The organism is Streptomyces sp. NBC_00727, assembly GCF_045161745.1.
Taxonomy (GTDB): Bacteria; Actinomycetota; Actinomycetes; order Streptomycetales; family Streptomycetaceae; genus Streptomyces.
The window spans coordinates 2,954,151-2,977,213 of the sequence record NZ_CP108981.1; the positions used below are offsets into that span (position 1 = coordinate 2,954,151).

General features: G+C 72.2%; 26 protein-coding genes. 11 read left to right on the top strand and 15 right to left on the bottom strand.

What is annotated here, in order from left to right; all coding sequences use genetic code 11:
• The first annotated feature begins 54 nt into the window (after positions 1 to 54).
• Positions 55 to 1,818: a protein kinase domain-containing protein gene (locus tag OG242_RS13165; RefSeq protein ID WP_405898349.1), complete on the top strand. Its 1,764-nt coding sequence runs from the start codon at positions 55 to 57 to the stop codon at positions 1,816 to 1,818.
• Positions 1,819 to 1,823: 5 nt separating this feature from the next.
• Here OG242_RS13165 and OG242_RS13170 read toward each other — a convergent pair whose 3' ends face one another.
• The gene (locus tag OG242_RS13170) at positions 1,824 to 2,246 is read right to left on the bottom strand and encodes an ATP-binding protein (protein ID WP_405898350.1); all 423 of its coding nucleotides are present in this window, start codon (positions 2,244 to 2,246) and stop codon (positions 1,824 to 1,826) included.
• A gap of 133 nt (positions 2,247 to 2,379) precedes the next feature.
• Between OG242_RS13170 and OG242_RS13175 the strand changes: the two genes are divergently transcribed.
• The 3 genes from OG242_RS13175 (at position 2,380) to OG242_RS13185 (ending at position 3,702) form a co-directional block, all read left to right on the top strand.
• Entirely contained in the window at positions 2,380 to 3,246 is an 867-nt protein-coding gene (locus OG242_RS13175) for a Scr1 family TA system antitoxin-like transcriptional regulator (protein ID WP_405898351.1), read from the top strand.
• Positions 3,243 to 3,488, top strand: a complete 246-nt coding sequence (locus OG242_RS13180; protein WP_405898352.1) for a DUF397 domain-containing protein — start codon at positions 3,243 to 3,245, stop codon at positions 3,486 to 3,488. The genes OG242_RS13175 and OG242_RS13180 overlap by 4 nt, the downstream gene beginning before the upstream one ends.
• Before the next feature lie 73 nt (positions 3,489 to 3,561).
• Complete coding sequence (locus OG242_RS13185) at positions 3,562 to 3,702, top strand: prevent-host-death family protein (RefSeq protein WP_405898353.1); 141 nt, start codon at positions 3,562 to 3,564, stop codon at positions 3,700 to 3,702.
• Between the two features lie 42 nt (positions 3,703 to 3,744).
• On the opposite strand, the gene OG242_RS13190 is transcribed toward OG242_RS13185, so the two are convergent.
• Positions 3,745 to 4,377: a DUF4333 domain-containing protein gene (locus OG242_RS13190; protein WP_405901593.1), complete on the bottom strand. Its 633-nt coding sequence runs from the start codon at positions 4,375 to 4,377 to the stop codon at positions 3,745 to 3,747.
• A 110-nt stretch (positions 4,378 to 4,487) separates the two neighbouring features.
• Positions 4,488 to 4,955 (bottom strand): hypothetical protein, encoded by a 468-nt coding sequence (locus OG242_RS13195; RefSeq protein WP_405898354.1) that lies wholly within the window; start codon positions 4,953 to 4,955, stop codon positions 4,488 to 4,490.
• A gap of 197 nt (positions 4,956 to 5,152) precedes the next feature.
• Here OG242_RS13195 and OG242_RS13200 point away from each other — a divergent pair, with 197 nt between their 5' ends.
• Complete coding sequence (locus tag OG242_RS13200; RefSeq protein WP_405898355.1) at positions 5,153 to 5,878, top strand: class I SAM-dependent methyltransferase; 726 nt, start codon at positions 5,153 to 5,155, stop codon at positions 5,876 to 5,878.
• Positions 5,879 to 5,903: 25 nt separating this feature from the next.
• On the opposite strand, the gene OG242_RS13205 is transcribed toward OG242_RS13200, so the two are convergent.
• The 3 genes from OG242_RS13205 to OG242_RS13215 form a co-directional block, all read right to left on the bottom strand.
• Entirely contained in the window at positions 5,904 to 6,500 is a 597-nt protein-coding gene (locus OG242_RS13205) for a hypothetical protein (protein ID WP_405898356.1), read from the bottom strand.
• A 64-nt stretch (positions 6,501 to 6,564) separates the two neighbouring features.
• Positions 6,565 to 7,410 (bottom strand): LLM class F420-dependent oxidoreductase, encoded by an 846-nt coding sequence (locus tag OG242_RS13210; protein WP_405898357.1) that lies wholly within the window; start codon positions 7,408 to 7,410, stop codon positions 6,565 to 6,567.
• 135 nt (positions 7,411 to 7,545) lie between these two features.
• On the bottom strand, positions 7,546 to 8,823 hold the full coding sequence (locus tag OG242_RS13215; protein ID WP_405898358.1) for an MFS transporter: 1,278 nt from the start codon (positions 8,821 to 8,823) through the stop codon (positions 7,546 to 7,548).
• A gap of 194 nt (positions 8,824 to 9,017) precedes the next feature.
• Between OG242_RS13215 and OG242_RS13220 the strand changes: the two genes are divergently transcribed.
• From OG242_RS13220 to OG242_RS13230, 3 genes are read left to right on the top strand one after another with little or no spacing between them, the layout of a single operon-like run.
• Positions 9,018 to 9,524: a DUF3995 domain-containing protein gene (locus OG242_RS13220; protein WP_405898359.1), complete on the top strand. Its 507-nt coding sequence runs from the start codon at positions 9,018 to 9,020 to the stop codon at positions 9,522 to 9,524.
• A complete protein-coding gene (locus OG242_RS13225; RefSeq protein WP_405898360.1) occupies positions 9,514 to 10,026 on the top strand; it encodes an RNA polymerase sigma factor in 513 nt (170 codons plus the stop codon). The genes OG242_RS13220 and OG242_RS13225 overlap by 11 nt, the downstream gene beginning before the upstream one ends.
• Positions 10,023 to 10,511 (top strand): hypothetical protein, encoded by a 489-nt coding sequence (locus OG242_RS13230; RefSeq protein ID WP_405898361.1) that lies wholly within the window; start codon positions 10,023 to 10,025, stop codon positions 10,509 to 10,511. The genes OG242_RS13225 and OG242_RS13230 overlap by 4 nt, the downstream gene beginning before the upstream one ends.
• A gap of 30 nt (positions 10,512 to 10,541) precedes the next feature.
• Here the strand turns inward: OG242_RS13230 and OG242_RS13235 are convergent, their stop codons facing one another.
• The 3 genes from OG242_RS13235 to OG242_RS13245 are packed head-to-tail and all read right to left on the bottom strand — an operon-like array spanning position 10,542 to position 13,006.
• Entirely contained in the window at positions 10,542 to 11,318 is a 777-nt protein-coding gene (locus tag OG242_RS13235) for an ABC transporter permease (protein ID WP_405898362.1), read from the bottom strand.
• Positions 11,315 to 12,295, bottom strand: coding sequence for an ATP-binding cassette domain-containing protein (locus OG242_RS13240; RefSeq protein ID WP_405898363.1), 981 nt, complete (start codon positions 12,293 to 12,295; stop codon positions 11,315 to 11,317). Before OG242_RS13240 ends, OG242_RS13235 begins: the two co-directional genes overlap by 4 nt.
• Before the next feature lie 42 nt (positions 12,296 to 12,337).
• A complete protein-coding gene (locus OG242_RS13245; protein WP_405898364.1) occupies positions 12,338 to 13,006 on the bottom strand; it encodes a hypothetical protein in 669 nt (222 codons plus the stop codon).
• Positions 13,007 to 13,268: 262 nt separating this feature from the next.
• On the opposite strand from OG242_RS13245, the gene OG242_RS13250 reads away from it, so the two are divergent.
• Positions 13,269 to 13,991 carry a helix-turn-helix domain-containing protein gene (locus OG242_RS13250; RefSeq protein WP_405898365.1) on the top strand — a complete coding sequence of 241 codons (723 nt, stop codon included), beginning with the start codon at positions 13,269 to 13,271 and terminating at the stop codon, positions 13,989 to 13,991.
• Positions 13,992 to 14,019: 28 nt separating this feature from the next.
• On the opposite strand, the gene OG242_RS13255 is transcribed toward OG242_RS13250, so the two are convergent.
• The gene (locus OG242_RS13255) at positions 14,020 to 15,933 is read right to left on the bottom strand and encodes an AMP-dependent synthetase/ligase (RefSeq protein ID WP_405898366.1); all 1,914 of its coding nucleotides are present in this window, start codon (positions 15,931 to 15,933) and stop codon (positions 14,020 to 14,022) included.
• A gap of 172 nt (positions 15,934 to 16,105) precedes the next feature.
• On the bottom strand, positions 16,106 to 17,404 hold the full coding sequence (locus tag OG242_RS13260; RefSeq protein WP_405898367.1) for an acetyl-CoA C-acetyltransferase: 1,299 nt from the start codon (positions 17,402 to 17,404) through the stop codon (positions 16,106 to 16,108).
• Positions 17,405 to 17,480: 76 nt separating this feature from the next.
• Between OG242_RS13260 and OG242_RS13265 the strand changes: the two genes are divergently transcribed.
• Positions 17,481 to 18,800 carry a 3-oxoacyl-ACP reductase gene (locus tag OG242_RS13265; protein WP_405898368.1) on the top strand — a complete coding sequence of 440 codons (1,320 nt, stop codon included), beginning with the start codon at positions 17,481 to 17,483 and terminating at the stop codon, positions 18,798 to 18,800.
• Between the two features lie 4 nt (positions 18,801 to 18,804).
• Positions 18,805 to 19,620, top strand: coding sequence for a MaoC family dehydratase (locus OG242_RS13270; protein WP_405898369.1), 816 nt, complete (start codon positions 18,805 to 18,807; stop codon positions 19,618 to 19,620).
• On the opposite strand, the gene OG242_RS13275 is transcribed toward OG242_RS13270, so the two are convergent.
• From OG242_RS13275 to OG242_RS13290, 4 genes are all read right to left on the bottom strand, one after another.
• A complete protein-coding gene (locus OG242_RS13275) occupies positions 19,610 to 20,230 on the bottom strand; it encodes a TetR/AcrR family transcriptional regulator (RefSeq protein WP_405901594.1) in 621 nt (206 codons plus the stop codon). The two genes, OG242_RS13270 and OG242_RS13275, sit on opposite strands and share 11 nt — an antisense overlap.
• A gap of 159 nt (positions 20,231 to 20,389) precedes the next feature.
• A complete protein-coding gene (locus tag OG242_RS13280; RefSeq protein ID WP_405898370.1) occupies positions 20,390 to 21,736 on the bottom strand; it encodes a dicarboxylate/amino acid:cation symporter in 1,347 nt (448 codons plus the stop codon).
• Between the two features lie 413 nt (positions 21,737 to 22,149).
• Entirely contained in the window at positions 22,150 to 22,404 is a 255-nt protein-coding gene (locus OG242_RS13285; protein WP_019521237.1) for a DUF4229 domain-containing protein, read from the bottom strand.
• Positions 22,405 to 22,537: 133 nt separating this feature from the next.
• Positions 22,538 to 23,062 carry a GNAT family N-acetyltransferase gene (locus tag OG242_RS13290; RefSeq protein ID WP_405898371.1) on the bottom strand — a complete coding sequence of 175 codons (525 nt, stop codon included), beginning with the start codon at positions 23,060 to 23,062 and terminating at the stop codon, positions 22,538 to 22,540.
• Between the last annotated feature and the right edge of the window lies 1 nt (position 23,063).

Genomic DNA, 23,063 nt, shown 5'->3' on the forward strand with positions numbered 1-23,063 from the left:
GGCGCCTCCGGCGCCCCCGGGTGCGCGGTCGGCCCCTCGCGTACCGTTCCGCCCATGACTGCGGGTTTCGAGGGACGCGTGATCGATGGGCGCTTCGAACTGCTGGAGCGGCTCGGTGGCGGAGGCATGGGGCTCGTGTGGCGGGCGCGTGACATCGTCCTGCACCGGGAAGTGGCGCTGAAGGAAGTACGGCCGCCCGATCCGGAGCTGTTGCGGCTGCGTCCGGACGCGCCGGAGATGCTGCGGAAGCGGGTGCTGCGTGAGGCCGTCTCGCTGGCCCGGATCACCCACCCGAACGTGGTGACCATCCACCACATCGTGAGTTCGCCGGAGGTGGAGCACCCCTGGCTGGTGATGGAACTGGTCCCGGGCGGCTCGCTCCAGGACCGGCTGGAGCGCGGCCTGTGCGCGCCGGTCGAGGCGGCGCGCCTGGGCCGGGGCGTGCTGGCCGGGCTGCGGGCGGCGCACGAGGCGGGCATCCTGCACCGCGACGTGAAGCCGGGCAACGTGCTGCTGCGTACGGACGGCACGCCGCTGCTCACGGACTTCGGGATCGCCGCGGTGCGCGAGGCGACCAGCCTCACCAACACCGGTGAGCTGGTGGGCTCCCCCGACTACATGGCTCCGGAGCGGCTGCGCGGGCATGACGACGAACCGTCGTCGGACCTGTGGTCGCTGGCGATGATGCTGTACGTCGCGGTGGAGGGCCACCATCCGATGCGCCGCTCGTCCACCCTCGCGACGCTGGCCGCGATCCTGGAGGAGGGCGTCCCGCCACCCCGGCAGGCCGGCGCCCTCGGCCCCGTACTGCGGTCCGTCCTGGTCAAGGACGTCGCCGCGCGGCCGGACGCGGAGCAGCTGGACCGGCTGCTCGCCCGGGCGGCGGACGAGCGCCCCGCGAGGGCCGCCGAGGACGCGCGACCGGCCTCAGCCCCCTCGGCCGCGTACACCCCGACGGAGCCCGGGACCCCGGCGCCGACGGCCGGTTACACCCCCACGGAGCCCGGGACCCCGGTACCGCCGCGGCCGGGCGCTCCGGTGTCCCCGCCGCAGCCGGAACCGGCCGACGCCCGTCCGGGCGGGGACACCGAGGGCCGGGGCGAGCCCTCGGCGACGACGGGCCGGACGCCCGTGCGGGGTGCCGGGAGCAACCGGGCCGTGCGCCGGGTGCTGATCCCCGGGGCCCTGATGACCGTCGTGGCGGCCGGGCTGCTGGCCAAGGGATACATACCCGGCCTCGGCAACGACGACAACGCGTCCGCGGACGCCAGGCCCACGCCGTCCGCGACCCACTCCCACTCCCCCACCCCGACCCCGACGCCCACCCCCACGCCCTCCCCCACCCCCACACCGACCAAGGACACGGATCTCGTCAGCGCGGCGGGCGGCCGGAGGGTCGTCAAGGAGCTCAAGGCGGTGACGGGTGGAACGAAGGTGGTCTCCTGGTTCTCCATCCACCAGAGCCATGCGTCGGGCAACGTGCTCGTGAAGGACGAGAAGATGCCGAACGACCAGATCTTCGACGGCTTCTCGTACGACGAGGGCTCGGGCGAGCTCAACAACAACAAGGCCATACTCGACGATCAGCCCCTGATGGACCTCAGCAAGGTCCACTGGGACACCTTCCCCCGGCTGCTGCGCGTCTGCTACAAGGAGATGGGCGTACGGAACGCGGACCCGACAAAGACCTATGTGATCTTCGACTGGGAGAACGGCAAGCAGGCCATGCGGTTCTACGTCAACGGCGACTACCAGACCTCGGCCATGCTCACCGCCTCGTTCGACGGCACGATCCTCCGGCGGGTCAACGCGCGCTGACCCCGCTACGGGGTGCCCGGGGCCACCCGCGCCCACACCGTCTTGCCGACGATCCGCTCCGCGACGCCCCACTCCGCCGCCAGCGCCTCGACCAGGCGCAGCCCGTGCCCACCCTCGGCGTCCGGTCCGCCCGCGCACAGCTCCGGGCGCCGCTCGCCCCGCGCGTCCGAGGCCTCGATGCGGAAGCCGTCCGCCTCGGGGGTCACACGCAGCTCGAAGTCCCGGCCGGTCACGTGGCCGTGCAGCACGGCGTTCGCGGCCAGCTCGGCCACGACCACCGCCACGTCGTCGGACAGCTCGCACCCGTACGGCACGCCCCATGCGTCCAGTTGCTGCACGGCGAGGCGGCGGGCGAGGCGCGCGCCTCGGCGGGTGGCGCTGAAGCGCTGGACGAACTCGGTACCCACGAGGGTGATTTCGCTGTTCATGTGACCCAGCGTGTCCGTCTGCTCGTACGCTGACCAGGAGTGACACCACGACTCCGGAACGCTGTACGGGCCCGCCCGACCGGCTGTACGGGACGTCGGCCGCGACCGGAAGAACAGAGGCGGTACGGGCAAGATGACGCACACGCAACGTGAGGAACGGCCGGAGCGCCCGGTCGAATCCGACGGTACCGCGCACCTGTTCAGGGCGCTGGGCCGTCAGCTGAAGTTCTTGCGCGAACGCGCGGGGATGAGCCAGAAGGAGCTTGCGTCGGCGACGCATTGCGGCGAGGACCTGATCTCCGCGATGGAACGGGGGGTGCGCACCCCGCAGGTGGAGTTCCTGGCCCTGGCGGAACGGGCCCTGAACACGGGTGGACTGCTGTCGGCGGCGGCGGAGGAGGTGCGGGAGGCGCTGAAGCGGACGCGCCTGCGGCACCCGGGGTGGTTCCGGGACTTCGCCCGTACGGAGGCGGAGGCGGTGGCCCTGCATGACTACAACAACCAGGTGATCCCCGGCCTGCTCCAGACTGAGGAGTACGCGCGAGCGGTGTTCACCCAACGGCGGCCGCTGCTGGACGAGCAGACGATCGAGAAGCGCGTGGCGGACCGCTTGGCGCGCCAGCAGATCTTCGAGCGCTGGCCCCCTCCGACGCTCAGCTTCATCGTGGAGGAAGCCGTCTTGCAGCGCCCGATCGGTGGGCCAGCCGTCCACCGGGCGCAGCTTCAGCGGCTGCTGACGGTAGGGCAAATGCGCACGGTCGAACTCCAGGTCATGACAACGGACCGAACCGAACACCCGAGCCTGAACGCATCGTTCACCCTCGTCACGCCGAAGGGACGCCCGGAGGCCGCGTACACCGAGACCTACGGGCATGGAAGGCTGATCACGGACCCGGCCGAGGTGCGAGTCTTCACCGAACGCTTTGGCATTATGCGAGCACAGGCACTCTCCCCCAGGGAGACCCTGGCGCTCATCGAAAAGATGTTGGGAGACCGATGAACACTGAGCAACTGCACTGGTTCAAGAGCAGCTACAGCGACGGCGAGGGCGGCAACTGCATCGAGGTCGCCTACGACTGGCGCAAGTCCAGCTACAGCAGCGGCGAAGGCGGGCAGTGCATCGAGGTCGCGTCCTGCGCGTCCACCATCCACGTCCGCGACTCGAAGAACATCCCCGGCCCCCACTTCGACGTGGCACCGACGGCCTGGTCCGCGTTCGTCACGTACGCCCGCCAGGGCTGAAAGGCCGGACGGCGAGCCCGGCCTCGGCGCTCGCCGTCCGCCCGGCCCTGCCTAGGGCTGGCACACTTCACGCATGAGCGACAACCAGCAGGAACGTGCCGAGCCGGAGGACGCCCAAGCCCTCGCCGAGTACCGGGCCCGGCAGGCGGCCGGCCTCGCCAAAACCGTTCCTCACGACGAGGTACGCGCACGGCTCGGCCTGGAGCGGCGCTGACGCACCGGCCGCAGCGGACCCGCGCCGGGCACGCCCGGCCCCTCAGCCGCCCGGCGTCTCGTCCACCTTGAAGTCCATGTTCACCTTGCCGCCGACGACGGACTTCGCGGTGACCGTCACTCCGTACTGCTTGCCGTCGTCGGCCAGCTGGCAGCGAACCGTGGCGCCGACCTTGGCCGGAAGGTCCTTCGGGCAGGAGAAGGCGTCGGGCTGCTTGCCGACCTGAGCGGCGAGGGCGGCCTTGCCCTGGCGGGCGACCTCGGCCTTGTCCACGGACCCGGCCGCGCCGGTGTCGCTGCCGCCGCCCGTCGAGTCGGACGGCTGCGCGGAGTCGCTGGGCTGAGGGTCAGCGGAGGCACCGCTGCCGGCCCCGGCGCCGCCGTCCACCTTGTAGTCCATCTTCACGTCGTCGCCGTCGACGGACCGCACGGTGACGGTCATGCCGAGCTTCTTGCCGCCGTCGGTGAGCGTGCAGCGGACGGACTCGCCGACCTTGGCCTTGAGGTCGTCCTCGCAGTTCACGTCCTCGGGGGCGCGCCCGACCTCCTTCTTCAGCCCGGCGGACGCCTGCTTGGCGACCTCGTCCTTCTTGACAACCTTGTCGCCGCCGAAGCTGAACGAACAGCCCGAGACGAAGAACAGCGCCAGCGTCCCGGCCGCCGCTCCGGCCACCATCCGACTCCGCACGGACTGCTGCATGGGTCCCCCTAGCATCGATGTACACGCCAAGAACTGGCCCGCCAAGCTATCACCGAGCCCCGAACGTGCGACCGAAGCAAAGGTGCTCAGGCATACGTCCAGCGCCAGGAACTGCCGCTGGAACTGCACTTGATCCGCGCACCCGACGCCGTCGTCGTCACAGCGCCGTGGTCGCTGTTCCGGCAGAACTGGCCGGCGCTGTAGCAGTTGCCCGCGTTGGAGCGGATCGAGCAGGTGGTGGCCTTGGTGCCGCCACCCGACGAACCACTGCCCCCGGAACCGGAGGAGGCGGCCTTGGTGACGGTCTTCGTGACGGTGGGCCCGGGCACCTTCACGGTCTTCGTCTCGGTCACCGTGGGCGCCGGGGCAGGGGTGGCGGTCTCGGTGGCCGTGGCCGTGACGGTCACCGTGACCGTGGGCGCCGGTTTGGCGCTCGCCGCCGCCACCTTCGCCGCGTCGTCCTGTCCGGACTGCGAGCAGCCGGCCGCCCCGAGGGCGAGCAGGGCTATCCCGCCGACCCAGAACTGCTTGCGCCGGCTCAACACCTTGGGCATGAAGGGCCCCCCATATATCTCGTCATACGCCTCTTCGAGTGAAGTGACCGTATTACCTCGAACGAGATGTGGGGAAGTTGCGGAGAACCAGTGATCCCATTGTGACCAACCGGTCTGCGGCGGGCGGGCATCACCGAGCCTCCGCCCCGCCCGAAACCCGCTCGCACTCCGGGCCCGCCCCGCCTACGTTCGTCGCCATGACCGACGACGCCTTCGCCCACCCGCGCCTCGCCACGCTCTACGACCCGCTCGACCCCGACCGCACCGACCTCGACGCCTACCTGGGAATGGCTGAGGAGTTCGAGGCGCGGCGCGTCCTGGACATCGGCTGCGGCACCGGGGTCTTCGCCCTGCTCCTGGCGGACCGCGGGAGGGAGGTCGTCGGCGTCGATCCCGCGCAGGCGTCCATCGACGTCGCCCGGGCCAAGCCGGGCGGCGAGCGCGTCCGTTGGATCTGCGGTGACGCCACGGAGCTCCCGCCGTTGCGCGTCGACCTCGCGACGATGACCGCGAACGTCGCGCAGGCCATCGTGGACCCCGAGGGCTGGCGGGCGACCCTGCGGGGAGCCCACGCGGCACTGCGGCCCGGCGGGCGCCTGGTCTTCGAGACGCGGGTGCCGGCCCGGCGGGCCTGGGAGGAGTGGACGCGCGAGCAGTCCCACAGCGTGACCGAGGTCCCCGGGACCGGTGCGGTGGAGACCTGGGTCGACGTCACGGAGGCGGCCGGGCCCCTGGTGACCTTCCGCTGGACCTACCGCTTCGCGGCGGACGGCCAGGTGCTGACCTCGGACTCAACGCTGCGCTTCCGCGAACGGGAGGAGGTCGAAGCGGACCTGGTGGCGGCGGGCTACGCCGTGGAGGACGTCCGCGAGGCGCCGGACCGGCCGGGGCGGGAGTTCGTGTTCGTGGCGCGGAGGGACTGACCCACGCGCCCGGGCCGGCGCCCCCTCACCCCAGCCCGAGCTTCGCGCGCTCCGCCTCGGTCAGGGTCTCCATCAGCTTCTCCGGGTCCACCGCGTACGCGGAGTCGTCCAGTGCGTCGAAGTCCTCGGTGCTCAGGGGCAGCCCCAGCGCGCGGAGTTCGGCGGCCAGCTGCCCGTACGCGAGGCGCTCGTCGGGTTCGTCCTGGTAGGCGGACTGTTCGAAGGCGACGGCCTCCGTCAGGGTGGAGCCGGTCATCGGCCAGAGGCTGAACTCCGTGTCCAGCTCGATCGGGCGGCCGGCGGGCTCGTCCGGGTGGAGCCAGTAGCCGACCCAGCCCTTGCCGCCCTTGGCGACGAGCTTCACGTACTCCGACATCCGCGCGGCCCCGGCGTTGACGGCCTGCATCTCCGGGTCGGCGAGCTCCTCCGCGCTCAGGTAGTCGGTGTCCAGGAACGGGTGGAGCTCGCCCGGCTCGAAGAACTCGAGGCCGAGCAGGCGGGCGAAGTCGTCGCGGCCCTCCCACTGCGCGATCAGCAGCACGCGCAGGTCGTCGGGGACCGGGCGGCCGTCCAGCCGCTCGCGCGAGAACGCGGCGAGCCGTTCGCCGTACGTGCCGTCCATGTGCCTCTCCCAGGGTGAGCCGGATTCTCGCGGCAACGTAACAGCGCGGTCGGACAGCCGGTCCCTACAGGTACGCCGCGTACGCGTCCAGCGTCCGCAGCACCTCCGGTTCCGGGGCCGGCGGGAGCTGGAGGACGACCTCCTCGATGCCCAGGTCCGCGTAGTGGGCCAGCTTGCCCGGGTCCGGGAGGACGGCGTAGGGGACGACGTGGAGGTCCTTCGGGTCGCGGCCGGCCGCCTCCCAGGCGGTACGGAGGCGGGGGACGGACTCCGTGAGGCCCCGGCCGCCGATGGGGAGCCAGCCGTCGGCGGACTCCGCGATGCGGGCGAACAGCTTGGGGCCCGCCGCGCCGCCGATCAGGGTGCGCGGGCCGGTCAGCGCGCCCCGGGGCTGCTGGTACGGCTTGGGGTGGGCGTGGCTGGCGCGGACCGAGCCGAACTCGCCCTCGTAAGCCGTGGGTTCCGCCGCCCACAGCGCCCGCATCAGCGCCAGGCGTTCGCGACCCAGGCTGCGGCGGGTCGACCACTCGACGCCGTGGTCCGCCGCCTCCTCGACGTTCCAGCCGTAGCCGATGCCCAGGGTGAAGCGGCCGGCGGAGAGGTGGTCGAGGGTGGCGATCTGCTTGGCCAGGTCGATCGGGTCGTGCTGGGCGATCAGCGTGATCCCGGTGCCGAGGGCCAGCCGCTCGGTGACCGCGGCGGCCTGGGCGAGGGCGACGAACGGGTCCAGGGTGCGGCCGTACTCGCGAGGCAGCTCGCCGCCCGCCGGGTAGGGGGTGTCCCTGCTCACCGGGATGTGGGTGTGCTCGGGCAGGTAGAGCCCGGTGAACCCGCGCTGTTCGAGCTGGTGCGCCAGCCGCACCGGTGTGATGGTCTCGTCGGTGAGGAAGATCGTGGTCGCGATCCGCATACGAAGGCACCTCCGTCGTTGTCCCGTGACGCTCCAACGTATGCGGTCCGAGCCCCCTTGCTGTGGTGAACGGCGCCCAGGGCCTCGGCCCCGCCCCATGACCGGTTCCGTCCTCAAACGCCGGACAGGCTTGAATCACGCCGCCCCGCCGACGGGGCCCGCGACCGGCAGGGGCACCTCGGCGTCACCCAACCGCGCCGCGCAGCACCGCCGTTGCACCACCGCCAAGCCCGCCACCGCTACCCCCAAGGCCAGCCAGCCCGCCGGGCCCGCGGCCATCACCACGCCCGTCAGCAGCGGCGGGCCCGCCGACTTCTGGATGGACTGGGACATGCCGGCCACGCCGAGGTACGCGGCGCGTTCGTCCGGTGGGGCCAGCAGGACGGCCAGTTCCCAGGAGCTGACCGAGCGCATCAGTTCCGCCATCGTGACCAGGACCGCCGCCGCGAGCAGGATCGCGGCCGCAGTCCAGGTGCCGCAGCCGGTGGACGCGGCCAGCAGGGCGCAGGTGACGAACATCAGGACCCCGTACAGCGCCAGCGCCCGTACCGCGCCCCGTGGGCCGTCCGCCCGGCGGGAGACGGCGAGTTGGAGGAGGACGACGAGCACCGTGTTGACGACCAGGAAGGCCGGGACGAGGGCGTGCGGGGCGGAGGTGTGGCCGACGAGCCACAGCGGGAGACCGACGCCGAGCACCGAGTCGTCGAGGTTCATGGGGATGTCGAGGAGCACGAAGCGCAGGTAACCCCGGTCCCGCCAGGGGCCCTTGGTGCGGACCGGCCGCGTGGCGGGCTCGGTGGGCACCGCCCGGCCGCCCTCGTCCCCCGTACGACACACCAGCACGGCCGCGACGACGAAGGAGAGCGCGTTGCCGAGGATCAGCACGCGGTAGGCGTCCGTCGTGCCGACCGCCAGGCCGATCGCGGCGAGGCCCGCACCGAGGCCGTATCCGGCGTTGGCCGCGCTTCGGGACAACGCCTGGTAGGCGGCCCGGCGTTCGCCCGCCGCGCGGGTGGCGAACAGCATTTCCAGGGTCTTGGCCGCCCTGTCCCCCAGGTAGGTCACCGCGACCACGACGAGCAGCGCGTCGAACCGCGTGCAGAGCAGCACCAGCGTCAGAGTCACCAGGCGCAGCAGGTGGCAGCCGATCAGCAGTGAGCGCACCGGGAAGCGGCCGGCGAGGCGTCCGGCGAGGGGTGATCCCGCGATGCCGGCGACGCCCGCCGTGCCGAGCAGGATGCCGATCTGCTGGGCGCCGAGGTGGGTGACGAAAGTGAGGTAGAGGACGGAGGAGGCCGCCCACAGGCCGGTGCCGGTGCGGTCGACGGCGAGGGCGCGCAGCATGATCCGGGCGTCCCTGCCGCCCGGCGGGTTCCGCAACTGGGCGACCAGGCCCGTCCGTACGCGTCCCATCCCGCACCCCCAAGTATCTCGACATCAAGAGACCCACCGACCCGCGGAAGCCTGCCCGGATACTCTCTTGATGTCAAGATGCTTGAAGGCGAGATAAATGAAGTCGGTGCGGCGTGGGAACGAATCCGCGTCCCGGCTCCTCTGTGGGGTGATCCGGGCGTCCTGCCGCCCCCTCACCGCATCGAGGAGCCACCGTGAGCGCAACCTCCACCCGTGCCGCCGCCCTGACCGTCGCCGCCGTCCTCACCGCCGACGGGCTGCTCCATGTGCTCTGGTCCACCGGAAGCACCTGGCCCGCCGGGGACGCGGCGTCCCTCTCGTACGCCGTCCTCGGCATCGACGCGCCCTTCACCCCGCCCGTCGTACTCCCCCTCGCCGCCGTCCTGTTCGGCGGCGCGGCCCTGGTCACCGCCCGCGCCCGGCTGGGGCGCGCCCACCGGCTCGGGCGCCTCCTTCAGGCCGGTACGCTCGCCGTCGCCTGCGGCACCGCACTGCGCGGGCTCGCCGGCATCGGCTGGGCGGTGGGGCTGCGGACCGGGCTTGACGCGGGGGCCGGGGACACCTTCCAGCTGCTCAACCGGGCCCTGTACACACCGCTCTGCCTGCTGCTCGCCGCCGCCGCGCTGCGGGTGGCCGCCGGGAAGGAAGCCACCGCGCTCCGGGTGGCCGCCGGGAAGGAAGCCGCCGCCCGTGCCCGATGACGCCGACCGCGACCGCGCGATACGTCTGGTGGTGGCCGCCCAGCGCGGCGACACGCTCGCCATGAACGAGCTGCTGGACGTCCTCGCCCCGTACGCCGGCCGCATCTGCGCCCCGATCGCGCTCGCCGACGGGCCGGACGCCGTCCAGGAGACCCTGGTCGCCGTGTTCCGTGGCCTGCGCTCACTGAAGGAGCCGGCCGCCCTGTACGGCTGGGTGCGGGCCATCGCCTGCCGGGAGGCCGTCCGCGTCGCCCGCCGGGGCGCCCGGTCCGTGCCCGCCGACCTCACGACGCTGCCCCAGCACGGCGACCCCCAGCTGACCGCCGACATCGGGGACGTCCTGGCCCGGCTGAGCCCCGAGCACCGGGCCGTGCTCGTGCTGCGCGACGTCGAAGGGCTGGACGAACGGGCCGCCGCCGCCCTGCTCGGACTCCGCGTGGGCACCGTCAAGTCCCGGCTGTCCCGCGCCCGCGACTCCTTCCGGAAGGCATGGACGTCATGACCGACACCCCGCTCCCCCAGTGGCCCGCCGCCGCCCCCCTGGACCCGGTCCGCCGCCTCCGCGTCCTCGCGGCCGGGGTGCCCGGCGCCCGCGTCACCACCCGCGAGATCGCCGCACCCTGCGCCGAGGTGGAGCCGCTGCTCGCCGACATCGACGGTGAACTGGCCCGCCTGGTACCCGACATGAGGCGGCTGCGGCTGACCCGCGCCGACGGGGACCGCGTCGAGGCGGTCGCCCGCAGCCGGTTCGGGATGCACGCCCGCTTCCACGGGGTGCGGCGGCCCGGCTGGCTGTGGCTCCAGAGCCGCTTCGTCCTCATCGGCATCGCGGCCACACCTTCGGCGGCCCGCCCCGGGCACACCCTGGTCGCCTTCACGGGCGGGGTGCGGGTCCCGGGGCGGGCCGCGCTGGTCCCGGTGGGCGTGGGCCGGGCGGGGCGCAAGGTGCTGGCCCGGCTGGACGCACGCATCGGCCGGCCGGGGTGATGACCCCCGGCCGGCCGTGGTGACGGGTCCCTACTTCGGCTCCCGGTCGAACTGCGCCCTGGACCAGAAGTAGCCGAGGACCGTGAGGCCCACGCACCAGCCGAGCGCGAGCCAGCCGCTGTTGCCGATCTCCGTACCGAGCAGCAGCCCGCGCAGGGTCTCGATCGCGGGGGTGAACGGCTGGTACTCGGCGATCGGCTGGAACCAGCCGGGCATCGAGTCCAGCGGGACGAACGCGCTGGAGATCAGCGGCAGCAGGATCAGCGGCGTGGCGTTGTTGCTGGCGGCCTCCGCGTTGGGACTGCCCAGGCCCATGCCCACGGCGATCCAGGTGAAGGCCAGGGTGAACAGGGCGAGCAGGCCCAGGGCGGCGAGCCATTCCAGGACGGTGGCGTCGGTGGAGCGGAACCCCATGGCCACCCCGACCGCCCCGACGAAGACCACGCTCATCAGCGTCCGCAGGAGACTGCCCACGACGTGGCCGAAGAGGATCGAGCCCCGGTGGATGGCCATGGTGCGGAACCGGGCGATGATGCCCTCGCTCATGTCCATGGAGACCGAGACGGCGGTGCCGACGGTGGTCGAGCCGATCGTCATGAGCAGGATGCCGGGAACGATGTACGCGATGTACGCGTCGCGGCCCGCGCCGCCGCTCATGGTGTCGCCGAAGATGTAGACGAACAGCAGGAGCAGCATCACCGGGGTGAGCAGCAGGTTGAGGGTGAGCGAGGGGTAGCGCCGGGCGTGCAGGAGGTTGCGGCGGAGCATCGTGGCCGAGTCGCGCACGGCGAGGGAGAGGGTGCTCATCGGACGGTCTCCTTGGTCGGGGCGGGGATGACGGCTTCGGTGTCGGTCTCGGTGTCGGTCAGGGCGAAGAAGACGTCGTCCAGGTCGGGGGTGTGGACGGTGAGTTCGTCCGCCTCGATCCCGGCGGCGTCCAGCCGGTCGAGGACGGCGCGCAGGTCGCGCTGGGTGCCGTCGCTGGGGAGCTGGAGGGCCAGCGCCTCGTCGTCGCGGGTGGTGTCGCCGCCGAGCGCGGCGGCCGCCTCGCGGTAGGCGGTCGGGTCGGTGAAGCGGAGGCGGACGTGCCCGCCGGGGACGATCCGCTTGAGCTCTTCGGCGCTGCCCTCGGCCACCAGCTTCCCGTTGTGCAGGACGGCGATGCGGTCGGCGAGTTCGTCGGCCTCCTCGAGGTACTGGGTGGTGAGGAAGACGGTCACGCCGTCACCGACCAGGCCCCGGATCATCTGCCACATGCTGTGCCGGCTGCGCGGGTCGAGGCCCGTGGTCGGCTCGTCCAGGAAGATGATCCTGGGGCTGCCGACGAGGGTCATCGCGATGTCGAGGCGGCGCTTCATGCCGCCGGAGTAGGTGGAGGCGGGCTTCTTCGCCGCGTCGGTGAGGTCGAAGCGCTCCAGGAGCTCCGCGGTGACCCGCCGCCCCTCGGCCTTGGGCAGGTGGTGCAGGTCCGCCATCAGGAGCAGGTTCTCCTCGCCGGTGATCAGCCCGTCGACGGCGGAGAACTGCCCGGTGACGCCGATGGCGGCGCGCACCGCCTGCGCGTCGGTGGCCAGGTCGTGGCCTCCGACGCTGATCGCGCCGGACCCTTCGCCGGGTGGGACGAGTGTGGAGAGGATCTTGACGGCGGTCGTCTTGCCGGCGCCGTTCGGGCCGAGCAGGGCGAACACCGTTCCGGCCGGGATGCTGAAGTCGATGCCGTCGAGCACGGTCTTCTCGCCGTACGCCTTGCGCAGTCCGTTCGCCGCGATGGCCGGGTTCGTCATGGGTGTGGCTCCTTCTGCTTGTACGAGGTGGGGGGGGAGGTGTCAGAGGCTGCGGGCGGTGATGTCGCCCTTGGTGGTGGTCGCCCGGATGGTCAGGACGGGCGCGCCGTCGTTCATCAGGGCGTTGTCGATGCGGCCGAGGACGGTGCCCGCGTCGAGCACGGCCGGGACGCCGCGCGCCGCGCCGACCCTGATGTCGCCCAGCTGGGTGCTGAGGGTGAGCTCGCCGCGGGTGGCCTCCTCGACGGTCACGTCGCCGCGCTGGGTGCTGAGGTCGCCGGGCCCGGTGAGGCGGCGGACGATGACGGCGCCGTCGTGAGCGGCGATCCGGGCGCTCGCGGCCTCGTCGAGCTTGACGTTGCGGTATCCGCCCTCGAACACGACCTCCCCGAGACGTCCTACGCCCCGGAACTCGGCAGCGCCGGCCTTCGCCTCGACGTGCGACCCGGCGGGCAGCTGGACGGTGATCTCGACGGACCCGGAGTCGCCGAGGAGGCGGCTCTTCGCGCCCTTGGCAGTCCGGATGTCCAGGACGCCGTCGGCGCAGGTGACCTCGGTGCGCTCGGCGGCCTTCGCGTCGCGGCTCTTGGAGGGGTCGGCGGGCAGGACCTCGACGACGGTGTCGGCGCGGTCGGCGGCGATGAACCGGATGATGCCTGCGGGGATGTCGACGCGGGCGGTGACGGCGGCGGGGGTTTCGAACTTCGGCATGATGCGCTCCTTCTGCGGTGCGGCGGGCCCGGGCGGCTCGCGCTTTCCGATGAGGGAAACGCTACGTTGCGTTCATGAACGCGGCAACGCACTTGTTGCACTGCATTCACGTAATTGCACGTCAAAACAGAGAAGTTGGAGCAATGAGCTCGCGGATAACGCAACGACCGATCTGAGTTTCGTTGCAATGACCTGTCGTCGAACGCTATAGTCGGCACACCGGCCACCGCACGGCCGTGCCCGCGCCACGAAGGAGTACGCGATGCCGGGAGGCAGGCTCACCCAGCAGGAACGCCGCCAGATCGCCCGGGGCCTGGCCGACGGCCTGGCCTACGCCGAGATCGCCCGGCAGCTGGATCGCCCCACCTCGACCATCACCCGCGAGGTGACGCGCAACGGCGGCCCCGTCGGCTACCGCGCCGACGTCGCCCACCGCACCACCGAGCAGCGCGCCCACCGCCGGAAGAACCCCGCGCCCCGCGACGCGCGCCCGGACCCGCAGCCCTACGGCCGGGACGCCGAGGCGGTGCGCGCGTACGAGGAGATGTTCACGACGGCCATGACGGCCTCGGGCGCGCCCCTGATGATGTCGAGGGTTCTCGCGGCCCTGACCCTCAGCGACACCGGCAGCCTCACCGCCGGCGAACTCTCCGCACACCTGAAGGTCAGCCCGGCCTCCGTGTCCAAGGCGGTCGCGTTCCTGGAGACCCAGAGCATGGTCCGCCGCGAGCGCGAGGGACGCCGCGAACGCTATGTCGTCGACAACGACCTCATGCACGACTCGATGATGGCGAGCGCCCACTCCACGGCCCAGCTCGCCGAGACCGCCCGCAAGGGCGTCCCCGTCCTCGGCGCGGACACGGCGGCGGGCACCCGCCTGGAGAACATGGCCCGCTACCTGGACTTCGTCTCCGAGTCGATAGCGCGCGCCGCCGAACAGGCCCGCGCCATCCTCCACACGAAGGCCCCGGACACTCCGGCTTGACGGGCCCTCGGGGCACCTCGCGCGCCCCTCACTTCCGGTACAGCTCCTCGATCTCCCCCGCGAAGTCCCGCGCGATGGCGTCCCGCTTCAGCTTCAGCGACGGCGTGAGGTGGCCGCGCTCCTCGGTGAAGTCCACCGGCAGCACGGTGAACTTGCGGATCGACTCGGCGCGGGAGACCAGCCGGTTCGCCTCGTCCACCGCGCGCTGGAGCGTGGTGCGCAGCTCCTCGTCGTGGACGAGTTCGCGCATCGGCACGTCCTGCTTCTTGCGCATCCGGCACCAGTGCGCGAGCCCGTCCGCCTCCAGCGTGATCAGGGCGGTGATGAACGAGCGGTTGTCGCCGACCACCATGCACTGGCTGACCAGCGGATGGGCGCGCAGCCAGTCCTCCAGCGGGGCCGGGGTGACGTTCTTGCCGCCCGAGGTGATGATGATGTCCTTCTTGCGGCCGGTGATCGTGAGGTAGCCGTCCTCGTCGAGCGCGCCCAGGTCCCCGGTCGCGAACCAGCCGCCGTCGAGCACGGGCACCGACACCCCGCGCGCGGCGTCCCAGTACCCCTGGAACACCTGCCCGCCGCTGAGCAGCACCTCCCCGTCGCCGGCTATGCGTACGGCGGTGCCGGGCATCGGCCAGCCGACCGTGCCGAGGCGGGGCTTGAGCGGCGGGGTGACCGTGGCGGCGGCGGTGGTCTCGGTCAGCCCGTAACCCTCGAAGATCTCGATGCCGGCGCCCGCGTAGAACGCCGCGAGGCGGCGCCCCAGCGGGGAGCCGCCGCAGATCGCGTACCGGACGTGCCCGCCGAGCGCGGCCCGGATGCGGCGGTAGACCAGCGGGTCGTACAGCGCCCGGGCGGCGCGCAGCCCGAGGCCGGGGCCGGGGCCCGTGCCGTGTTCTGCGGCCTCGACGGCCTGGCCGTAGCGCTGGGCGATCCGGGCGGCCCGGTCGAAGGAGGAGGCGCGGCCCATCTTCTCGGCGGTGGCCCGGCCCGTGTTGTAGACCTTCTCCAGGACGTACGGGATCGCCAGCAGGAACGACGGCTTGAAACCGGCCAGGTCGGCGAGCAGGTCATCGGTCTGGATCGACGGCGCGTGACCGAGGCGGACCCGGGCACGCAGGCAGCCGATGGCGACCATCCGGCCGAAGACGTGCGACAGCGGCAGGAACAGCAGGGTCGACGCGGGGTACTTGCTCACCGACTTGAAGACCGGGTGCAGCAGCTCGATCGCGTTGTCGACCTCGGCGAAGAAGTTGCCGTGGGTCAGCACGCACCCCTTCGGGCGGCCCGTGGTGCCGGAGGTGTAGATCAGGGTGGCCGGGGTCTCCGGTTCCAGGGTGGCGCGGCGCTGGGCGACGGCGTCGTCCGGGAGGTGCTGCCCGAGCTTCTTCAGCCGCCCGAGCGCACCCGTGTCGAACTGCCAGAGGTGCGCGAGCCCGGCGAGCTGCTTGCGTTCCTGGCTGATGATCCGGCCCTGGTCGGCCGTCTCGACCGCGCAGGCCACGGACCCGGAGTCCTGGAGGATCCAGCGGGCCTGGAAGGCGGACGAGGTCGGGTAGATGGGCACGGTGACCAGGCCCGCCGCCCACGCCGCGAAGTCGAGCAGCGTCCACTCGTACGTCGTACGGGCCATGATCGCGATCCGGTCGCCGCCGCGCAGCCCCTCCGCGATGAGGCCCTTGGCGACGGCCAGCACCTCGGCGGCGAACTCGGCGGCCGTCACGTCCTGCCAGCTGCCGTCCGGCTGCTTGCGGCTGAGGACGGCGTCGCCGGGGGCCTCGCGGGCGTTGTCGAACGGGATCTCGGCGAGCGAGCCGCGCCGGACGGGCGGCGCGAACGCCGGTACGGAGACCTGCCGGACGGTGCCGTGGGCGTCCCGCTCCAGCGTCGGCTCGACCAGGGCGGGGACGGAGGGTGCGGGTGAAGGGGCGGGTGGCGTGGACACGTGCGGCTCCTCGGCATGGGGGACGGGCGGTTCACTGGGGGGGGGACGACCGGTCGTGCGAGGCGGGGCCGGACGGCGACGCATCCAGCCCCGCCGGCGTTTGAGGCGCGGGGTCCGGGGCGGAGCCCCGGTTTCGGGAAGGGGCGGGGAGAAGGCCCCGCGCAGCGGCCCCCTACGCCCCGTCGGACGACGAGGCGCCGCGTTCGAGGATCGCCGTGACCCCCTGGCCGCCCGCCGCGCAGATCGAGATCAGGCCCCGGCCCGGGGCGTCCCGCTCCGCGAGGAGCTTCGCCAGGGTGGCGACGATGCGGGCGCCCGTCGCGGCGAAGGGGTGACCGGTGGCGAGCGAGGAGCCCGCGACGTTCAGCCGGTCCCGGTCGACGGGCGCGAGCCCCTGCTTCTCCCAGGCGGCCAGCGTGGCCAGCACCTGGGAGGCGAACGCCTCATGGATCTCGAAGAGGTCGAAGTCCTCGATCCCGAGCCCGGCCCGTTCCAGCAGCCGGGGCACGGCGTACGCGGGCGCCATCAGCAGCCCGTCCTCACCGCCCACGTAGTCGACGGCGGCGGTCTCGTACAGCGAGAGGTACGCCTGCGGCTCCAGGTTGTGCGCCTCGGCCCACTCCTCGCTCGCCAGGAGGACGGTCGCGGCGCCGTCCGTGAGCGGCGTCGAGTTGCCGGCGGTCATCGTCGCGTCCGGGTGGTCCGTGCCGAACACCGGTTTCAGCGTGGCGAGCTTCTCCGCCGTGGAGCCGGGGCGCAGGTTCTGGTCCCGGTCCAGGCCCAGGTACGGGACGACGAGGTCGTCCAGGAAGCCCCGTTCGTACGCGGCGGCGAGCCGCTGGTGGCTGGTGGCGGCGAGGCGGTCCTGCTCGGCGCGGCCGATGTCCCACCGCCGGGCGGTGAGCGCCGCGTGGTCGCCCATCGAGAGGCCGGTGCGGGGTTCGGCGTTGCGCGGGATGTCCGGGACGAGGTGCCGGGGCCGTACGCCCGTGAGGGCCTTCGCGCGGGCGCCCGCCGACTTCGCGCGCCGGACGGACAGCAGCAGCCTGCGCAGTTCGTCGTTGACGCCGAGCGGGGCGTCGCTCGTGGTGTCCGTACCGCCCGCGATCGCCGAGTCGACGGCCCCGAGCATGATCTTGTTCGCGGCGCCGATCACCGCCTGGAGGCCGGTGCCGCAGGCCTGCTGGACGTCGTACGCGGGGGTGCGCGGGTCGAGCCGCGAGCCGAGCACCGTCTCGCGGGCCAGATTGAAGTCGCGGCTGTGCTTGAGGACGGCGCCCGCCGCGAACTCGCCGACGCGCTCCCCCTGGAGCCCGAACCGCTCGACGAGACCGTCCAGCGCGGCGGTCAGCATCTGCTGGTTGGAGGCCCGCGCGTAGGGCCCGTCGGAGCGGGCGAAGGGGATGCGGCTGCCACCGATGACCGCGACGCGGCGGGGCTGCGGGAGTGCGAGGGGAATCAACTCGACCAACTCATCTCGACCAGCTCCTGACTCTTGAGTAACCTTACTCCGGAGTAAATCTACGACCGAGCAGGGAGTCTGGACAATGGCCGACCGCTATCTGCACCTGACCGGCACGGCACCCGGCAAGTTCCTCACCCGGAAGCTCGGCCTCCCGCAGCCCACCCGGCTGCGACGCTGGACCCTGGAGACACCGACGCTGACCCGTCCGGTCCTCCACCTCACCGCCGGGGACTCCGCCGTCACCGAGGAACTGGCCGCGCTCCTCACCACCACCGGCCTTGAGGTCACCGCCCAAGCCGACCGGCCCGCCGCCCTCGTCCTCGACGCGACCGCCGTCGGCACCGCAGCCGCGCTCGGCGCCGTGCACGCCGCCCTCCACCCGGTCGTCCGCTCGCTCGCCCCCGGCGGCCGGGTCGTCGTCCTCGGGGTGCGGCCGTCCCCGGACGACCACCACCAGGCCGCAGCCCAGCAGGCCCTGGAGGGCTTCGTCCGCTCGCTGGGCAAGGAGATCGGCAAGGGCGCCACCGTGCAGCTGGTGCGCATCGCCCCCGGAGCCGTCGCCTCCGCCGAGTCCACCCTGCGCTTCCTGCTCTCACCCCGCTCCGCCTACGTCAGCGGCCAGGTCATCGAGGTCACCGACGCCACCCCCGGCCCGGTCCGCGACTGGGCCGCCCCGCTCACCGGCCGCACCGCCCTGGTCACCGGCGCCGCCCGGGGCATCGGGGCCTCCGTCGCCTCGGTCCTGGCCCGCGACGGCGCCCACGTCATCTGCCTGGACGTGCCCTTGGCCCAGGAGGACCTGGTGCGCACCGCCGACCGCCTCGGCGCCACCGCGCTCCCCCTCGACATCACCGCCGAGGACGCCGCCGAACGCATCGCGGCCGCCGCCCCGGACGGGCTCGACATCCTCGTCCACAACGCCGGCATCACCCGCGACCGGCGGCTCGCCAACATGCCCGCCGAACGCTGGGCCTCGGTCATCGACGTCAACCTGGACAGCGTCCTGCGCACCACCGACGCGCTGCTGAAGGCCGGCACACTCAACCGGGGCGGCCGGATCGTCGCCACCGCCTCCATCGCGGGCATCGCCGGCAACAACGGCCAGACCAACTACGCGGCAAGCAAGGCCGGCATCATCGGCCTCGTCCGCTCACTGGCCCCGCGCGCCGCCGCCGACCACGGCGTCACGGTCAACGCGGTGGCCCCCGGCTTCATCGAGACGAAGATGACCGCCGCCGTTCCCCTCCTCATCCGCGAGGCGGGCCGCCGGATGAACTCCCTCTCCCAGGGCGGCCTCCCGGTCGACGTGGCCGAGACCATCGCCTGGTTCGCCCAGCCCGCCTCCACGGCCGTCAACGGCCAGGTCGTCCGGGTCTGCGGCCAGAGCCTCCTGGGAGCGTGAGCCCATGCCGAACCTGACCCTCTCGCTGGCCCGGGGCGCCGTCACCTCGCCCTTCAAACGGGCCGGACGCCCCGGCGCCACCCTCCCCGCCGACCGCCTCCGCCTGCCCGCCGCACCCCTCGCACCCGGGCGCCTTGCCACGTACCGCACGATCTGCGGCTTCCCGGCGACCGGGCCGCTGCCGGTGACGTACCCGCACGTCCTGGCGTTCCCGCTGGCCATGCGGCTGATGACCCGCCCCGGCTTCCCGCTCCCGGTCACCGGCCTCGTCCACACCTGGATCGAGATCACCGCCCACCGCACCCTCCAGCCGCAGAACATGCTCGAACTCACGGTGTACGCACATGAGTTGAACCCGCACCGGCGCGGCACCGAAGTCACGGTGGTGACCGAGGCGCGCCTCGCGGGCGAGCTGGTGTGGGAGTCCCGCAGCGGCTACCTGTCCCGGCACGCCACGCGTACCGAAGCGACGGCACCGGGGAAACCCCCCGCACCGCTTCCCGCCGCCGCCGAGTGGCGGCTGCCCGCCAACCTCGGGCGGCGGTACGCGGCGGCCTCCGGCGACCGCAACCCGATCCACCTCCACCCGCTGACCGCCCGGCTGTTCGGCTTCCCCCGGGCCATCGCGCACGGCATGTGGACCGTCGCCCGCTGCCTCGCCGAGGCCCCCGACCCGGCCACGCTCCGCACCGTACGGGCCGACTTCCGCGCCCCTGTCCTGCTGCCCGGCACGGTCACGTACGCCTCCGACGGCCACGCGTTCCAGCTGCGCGGCGGCCCGGACGGCGAACGGCTGCACCTCACCGGCACTACGGGCTAGGCGCCTGCCACGGGCGGCCGTTCATCAGGTTCTCCAGGCCCGCCCAGGAGAAGTTCATCATCGTGGCCGCCGCCTCCCGGGCCGAGACGCCCGGGGTCTCGTTGGCCCAGCCGGCCAGCGCCTCCGCGGCGCCCACCAGCGCCTGCGCGAGGCCCGCCACGTCCCGGTCCGGGAGCGCCGGGTCGTGGTGCGCCTCGCGGGCGGCGGCGCCGATCAGCCCGGTCACGAACGCGACGATCTCCTCGCGCATCACGCTGACCTCGGTGGCGAACGGCTCCCCGTGGGTACGCGCCTGCCGGTACAGCACCGCCCAGCCGTCCGGGTTCTCCGCAGTGTGCGTGAAGAACGCCCGCAGCCCGTCCCACAGTTGCCGGTCGGCCGGCAGACCCGGCTCCACACCCGCCTGCACGGCGACGAGCAGCGCCTGCGCCTCCCGCCGGATGCACGCGGTGAACAGCTCGTCCTTTGAATTCAGATACAGGTAGACCAGCGGCTTGGACACCCCGGCCAGCTCCGCGATCTCGTCCATCGAGGCGGCCCGGTACCCCCGCTGCCCGAACGTCTGCACCGCGGCGTCCATCATCTGCTGCTCGCGCACGGCGCGCGGCATCCGCTTGTTCCGCACAGCACCCACGTCGACTCCTCCCGCCCCCCGCAGCACTACTCCCCGGTAAGGGTACGGGGAACGGAGAAGCGGCCGCGTACGCCCGAGGGCCCCTCCTCCGCGCGGATGCACGGGAGAAGGGGCCCTCGGGGTGGAACCGGGCGGTCAGGCGGCGACCGGGACGCGCTCCGGCTCGGTGTCGCGGACCTCGTCGTCCTCGTCGACCGGGGAGGCGGAGGCCGAGTTGTAGGCGTCGTGGTCGAGGATCTTCTCGCGGGCCGAGACGATGACCGGGATGAGGGCTTGCCCTGCCACGTTCGTCGCCGTCCGCATCATGTCCAGGATCGGGTCGATGGCCATCAGCAGGCCGACGCCCTCCAGCGGGAGGCCCAGGGTCGACAGGGTCAGCGTCAGCATGACCGTGGCGCCGGTCAGGCCGGCGGTGGCCGCCGAACCGATGACCGAGACGAACGCGATCAGGATGTAGTCACCGACACCCAGCTGCACGTCGAAGATCTGCGCGATGAAGATCGCGGCGAGCGCCGGGTAGATCGCGGCGCAGCCGTCCATCTTGGTGGTGGCGCCGAACGGTACGGAGAAGGAGGCGTACTCCTTCGGGACGCCGAGGCGCTCGGTGACCTTCTGGGTGACCGGCATGGTGCCGACCGAGGAGCGCGAGACGAACGCCAGCTGGATCGCGGGCCAGGCGCCCTTGAAGAACTGGAGCGGGCTGACCTTGGCGACGGTGGCGAGCAGCAGCGGGTAGACGCCGAACATCACCAGGGCGCAGCCGATGTAGACGTCGGCGGTGAACGTCGCGTACTTGCCGATCAGGTCCCAGCCGTAGTCCGCGATGGCGTAGCCGATGAGGCCGATGGTGCCGATCGGGGCGAGGCGGATGACCCACCACAGGGCCTTCTGGAGGAGCTCCAGGACGGCCTCGCTGAGGGTGAGGACCGGCTGCGCCTTCTCACCGAGCTGGAGGGCGGCGATGCCGGCGACGGCGGCCATGAAGACGATCTGCAGGACGTTCAGCTCGGTGAACGGCGTGATCACGTTCTCCGGGATGATGCCGGTCAGGAAGTCGAGCCAGGAGCCGGCGTGCTCGGGGAGCTTGCCGTCCCTCGGGGTGAGGCCGGTGCCGGAGCCCGGGTTGGTGATCAGGCCGATCGCGAGGCCGATGGCGACGGCGATCAGCGAGGTGATCATGAACCAGAGCACGGTGCGGGACGCCAGCCGGGCGGCGTTGTTGACCTTGCGCAGGTTGGTGATCGACACCAGGATCGCGAAGAAGACGAGGGGCGCGACGGCCAGCTTCAGCAGCTGGACGAAGATGTGGCCGACCTTGTCGAGCGTGGTGTACAGCCAGTCGATGTCCTGGCTGCGGGCGAGCCAGCCGAGCAGGACACCGAGGACCAGACCGGCGACGATCTGGGCCCAGAACGGGACCTTGGGTATGCGGAAGCCGGAGCCTGCGGGCTTCTCGGCGGTGGACGCGGGGTTCGCGGACACGGACACACTCCAGATGTGACGCATCGGGACGCACGGGGACGGTGTGCGGGGGGGGGACGGGGATGCGGCGCCCGCGTCAGGGGCGGCGCCGCTGCATGGTGCCGGTATCAGACGTTGCGGCAACAGACCGCGGACATACAGCGGCAGAGATCGACGTGAAGGCGCTCCACGAGCGGGATGCTCGTGGCAGATCGGAGGCGCACATCAGTCTTCATGCCGAACACGTTAACACTTGAACTTTGAGAACCTCAAAGGTCTTCTTTGGTACGAGAGAGCGCTCCGCACCCGCCCGCAACCGCCCCGGAATCCCCAACTCCGCCTGGAGCAGCGAAAAACCCCAGTACAGGAGCGGACGCTCCCGTGCCGGGGTTCGACGAGAAAAAGCGAGGGGTGTGAGGAAGCTTACGTTCCTCTTACTGGGTCACACCGTCCTCGCGCGTGCGGTTGGCCTCCAGGCGGGCCTTGGCGCGGTCGACCGAGGAGACGAGCTGCTCGGACATCTCGTCGCGCTGCTTGCGCAGCAGGACGAAGCTGAGCGGCGCGGAGAGCACCAGGGCGAGCAGGATGACCCAGACGACGTTGGATCCCCCGACCCCGGACGGCACCACTCCGAAGTTGACGGCGATGGCGGCGACGACGAAGCAGCCGACGAAGATACTGAGACGCATCGCGGTGTACCGGATCGTTGCGCTCGGCTTGGCAGCGGACACAGCTGGCCTTCTCTCTACGTACGACAGTCCTGCCCGACCAGTGAAGCATGCCCCGCAATCGATCGATTCGCTGGGCCACGCCCCGGCGCGCTCAGCCCAGCGGCAGCAGCATGTAGATGTCGTCCCGGTCGTCGCCCTCGGCCACCCGGATCGCGCCCGGGACCCGCCCGACCTCCTTGTAGCCGCAGGCGGCGTAGAAGCGGTCGGCGCCGGTGCCGCCCCGGCAGGTGAGCCGGACGGCCTCGATGCCCTCGGTCGCGCGCGCCGTGTCGGCGACCGCCTCCATCAGGTCGCGACCGTATCCCTTGCCCTGGTGGCGGGGGTGGACCATCACGGTGTACGCCCACAGCCAGTGCCGCATCAGCCGGTGCGTGTTGAGCGTGAGGAAGGCGGTGGCGGCGACGCGGCCGTCCTCGTCGCGGCCGACGACCAGCCGGGTCCGCCCCTCGGTCAGGGCCACCTGGTACTTGAGCAGTTCCGGCCGGATGTCCCCTTCCGACACGGGCGGTACGAAGCCCACCGCGCCGCCCGCGTTGGAGACGTCGACCCAGAGCGCGACGATGTCGTCGCGCACGGACCGGTCGTAGGTCGGGTCCACCTCGAACGTAAGAGCCATA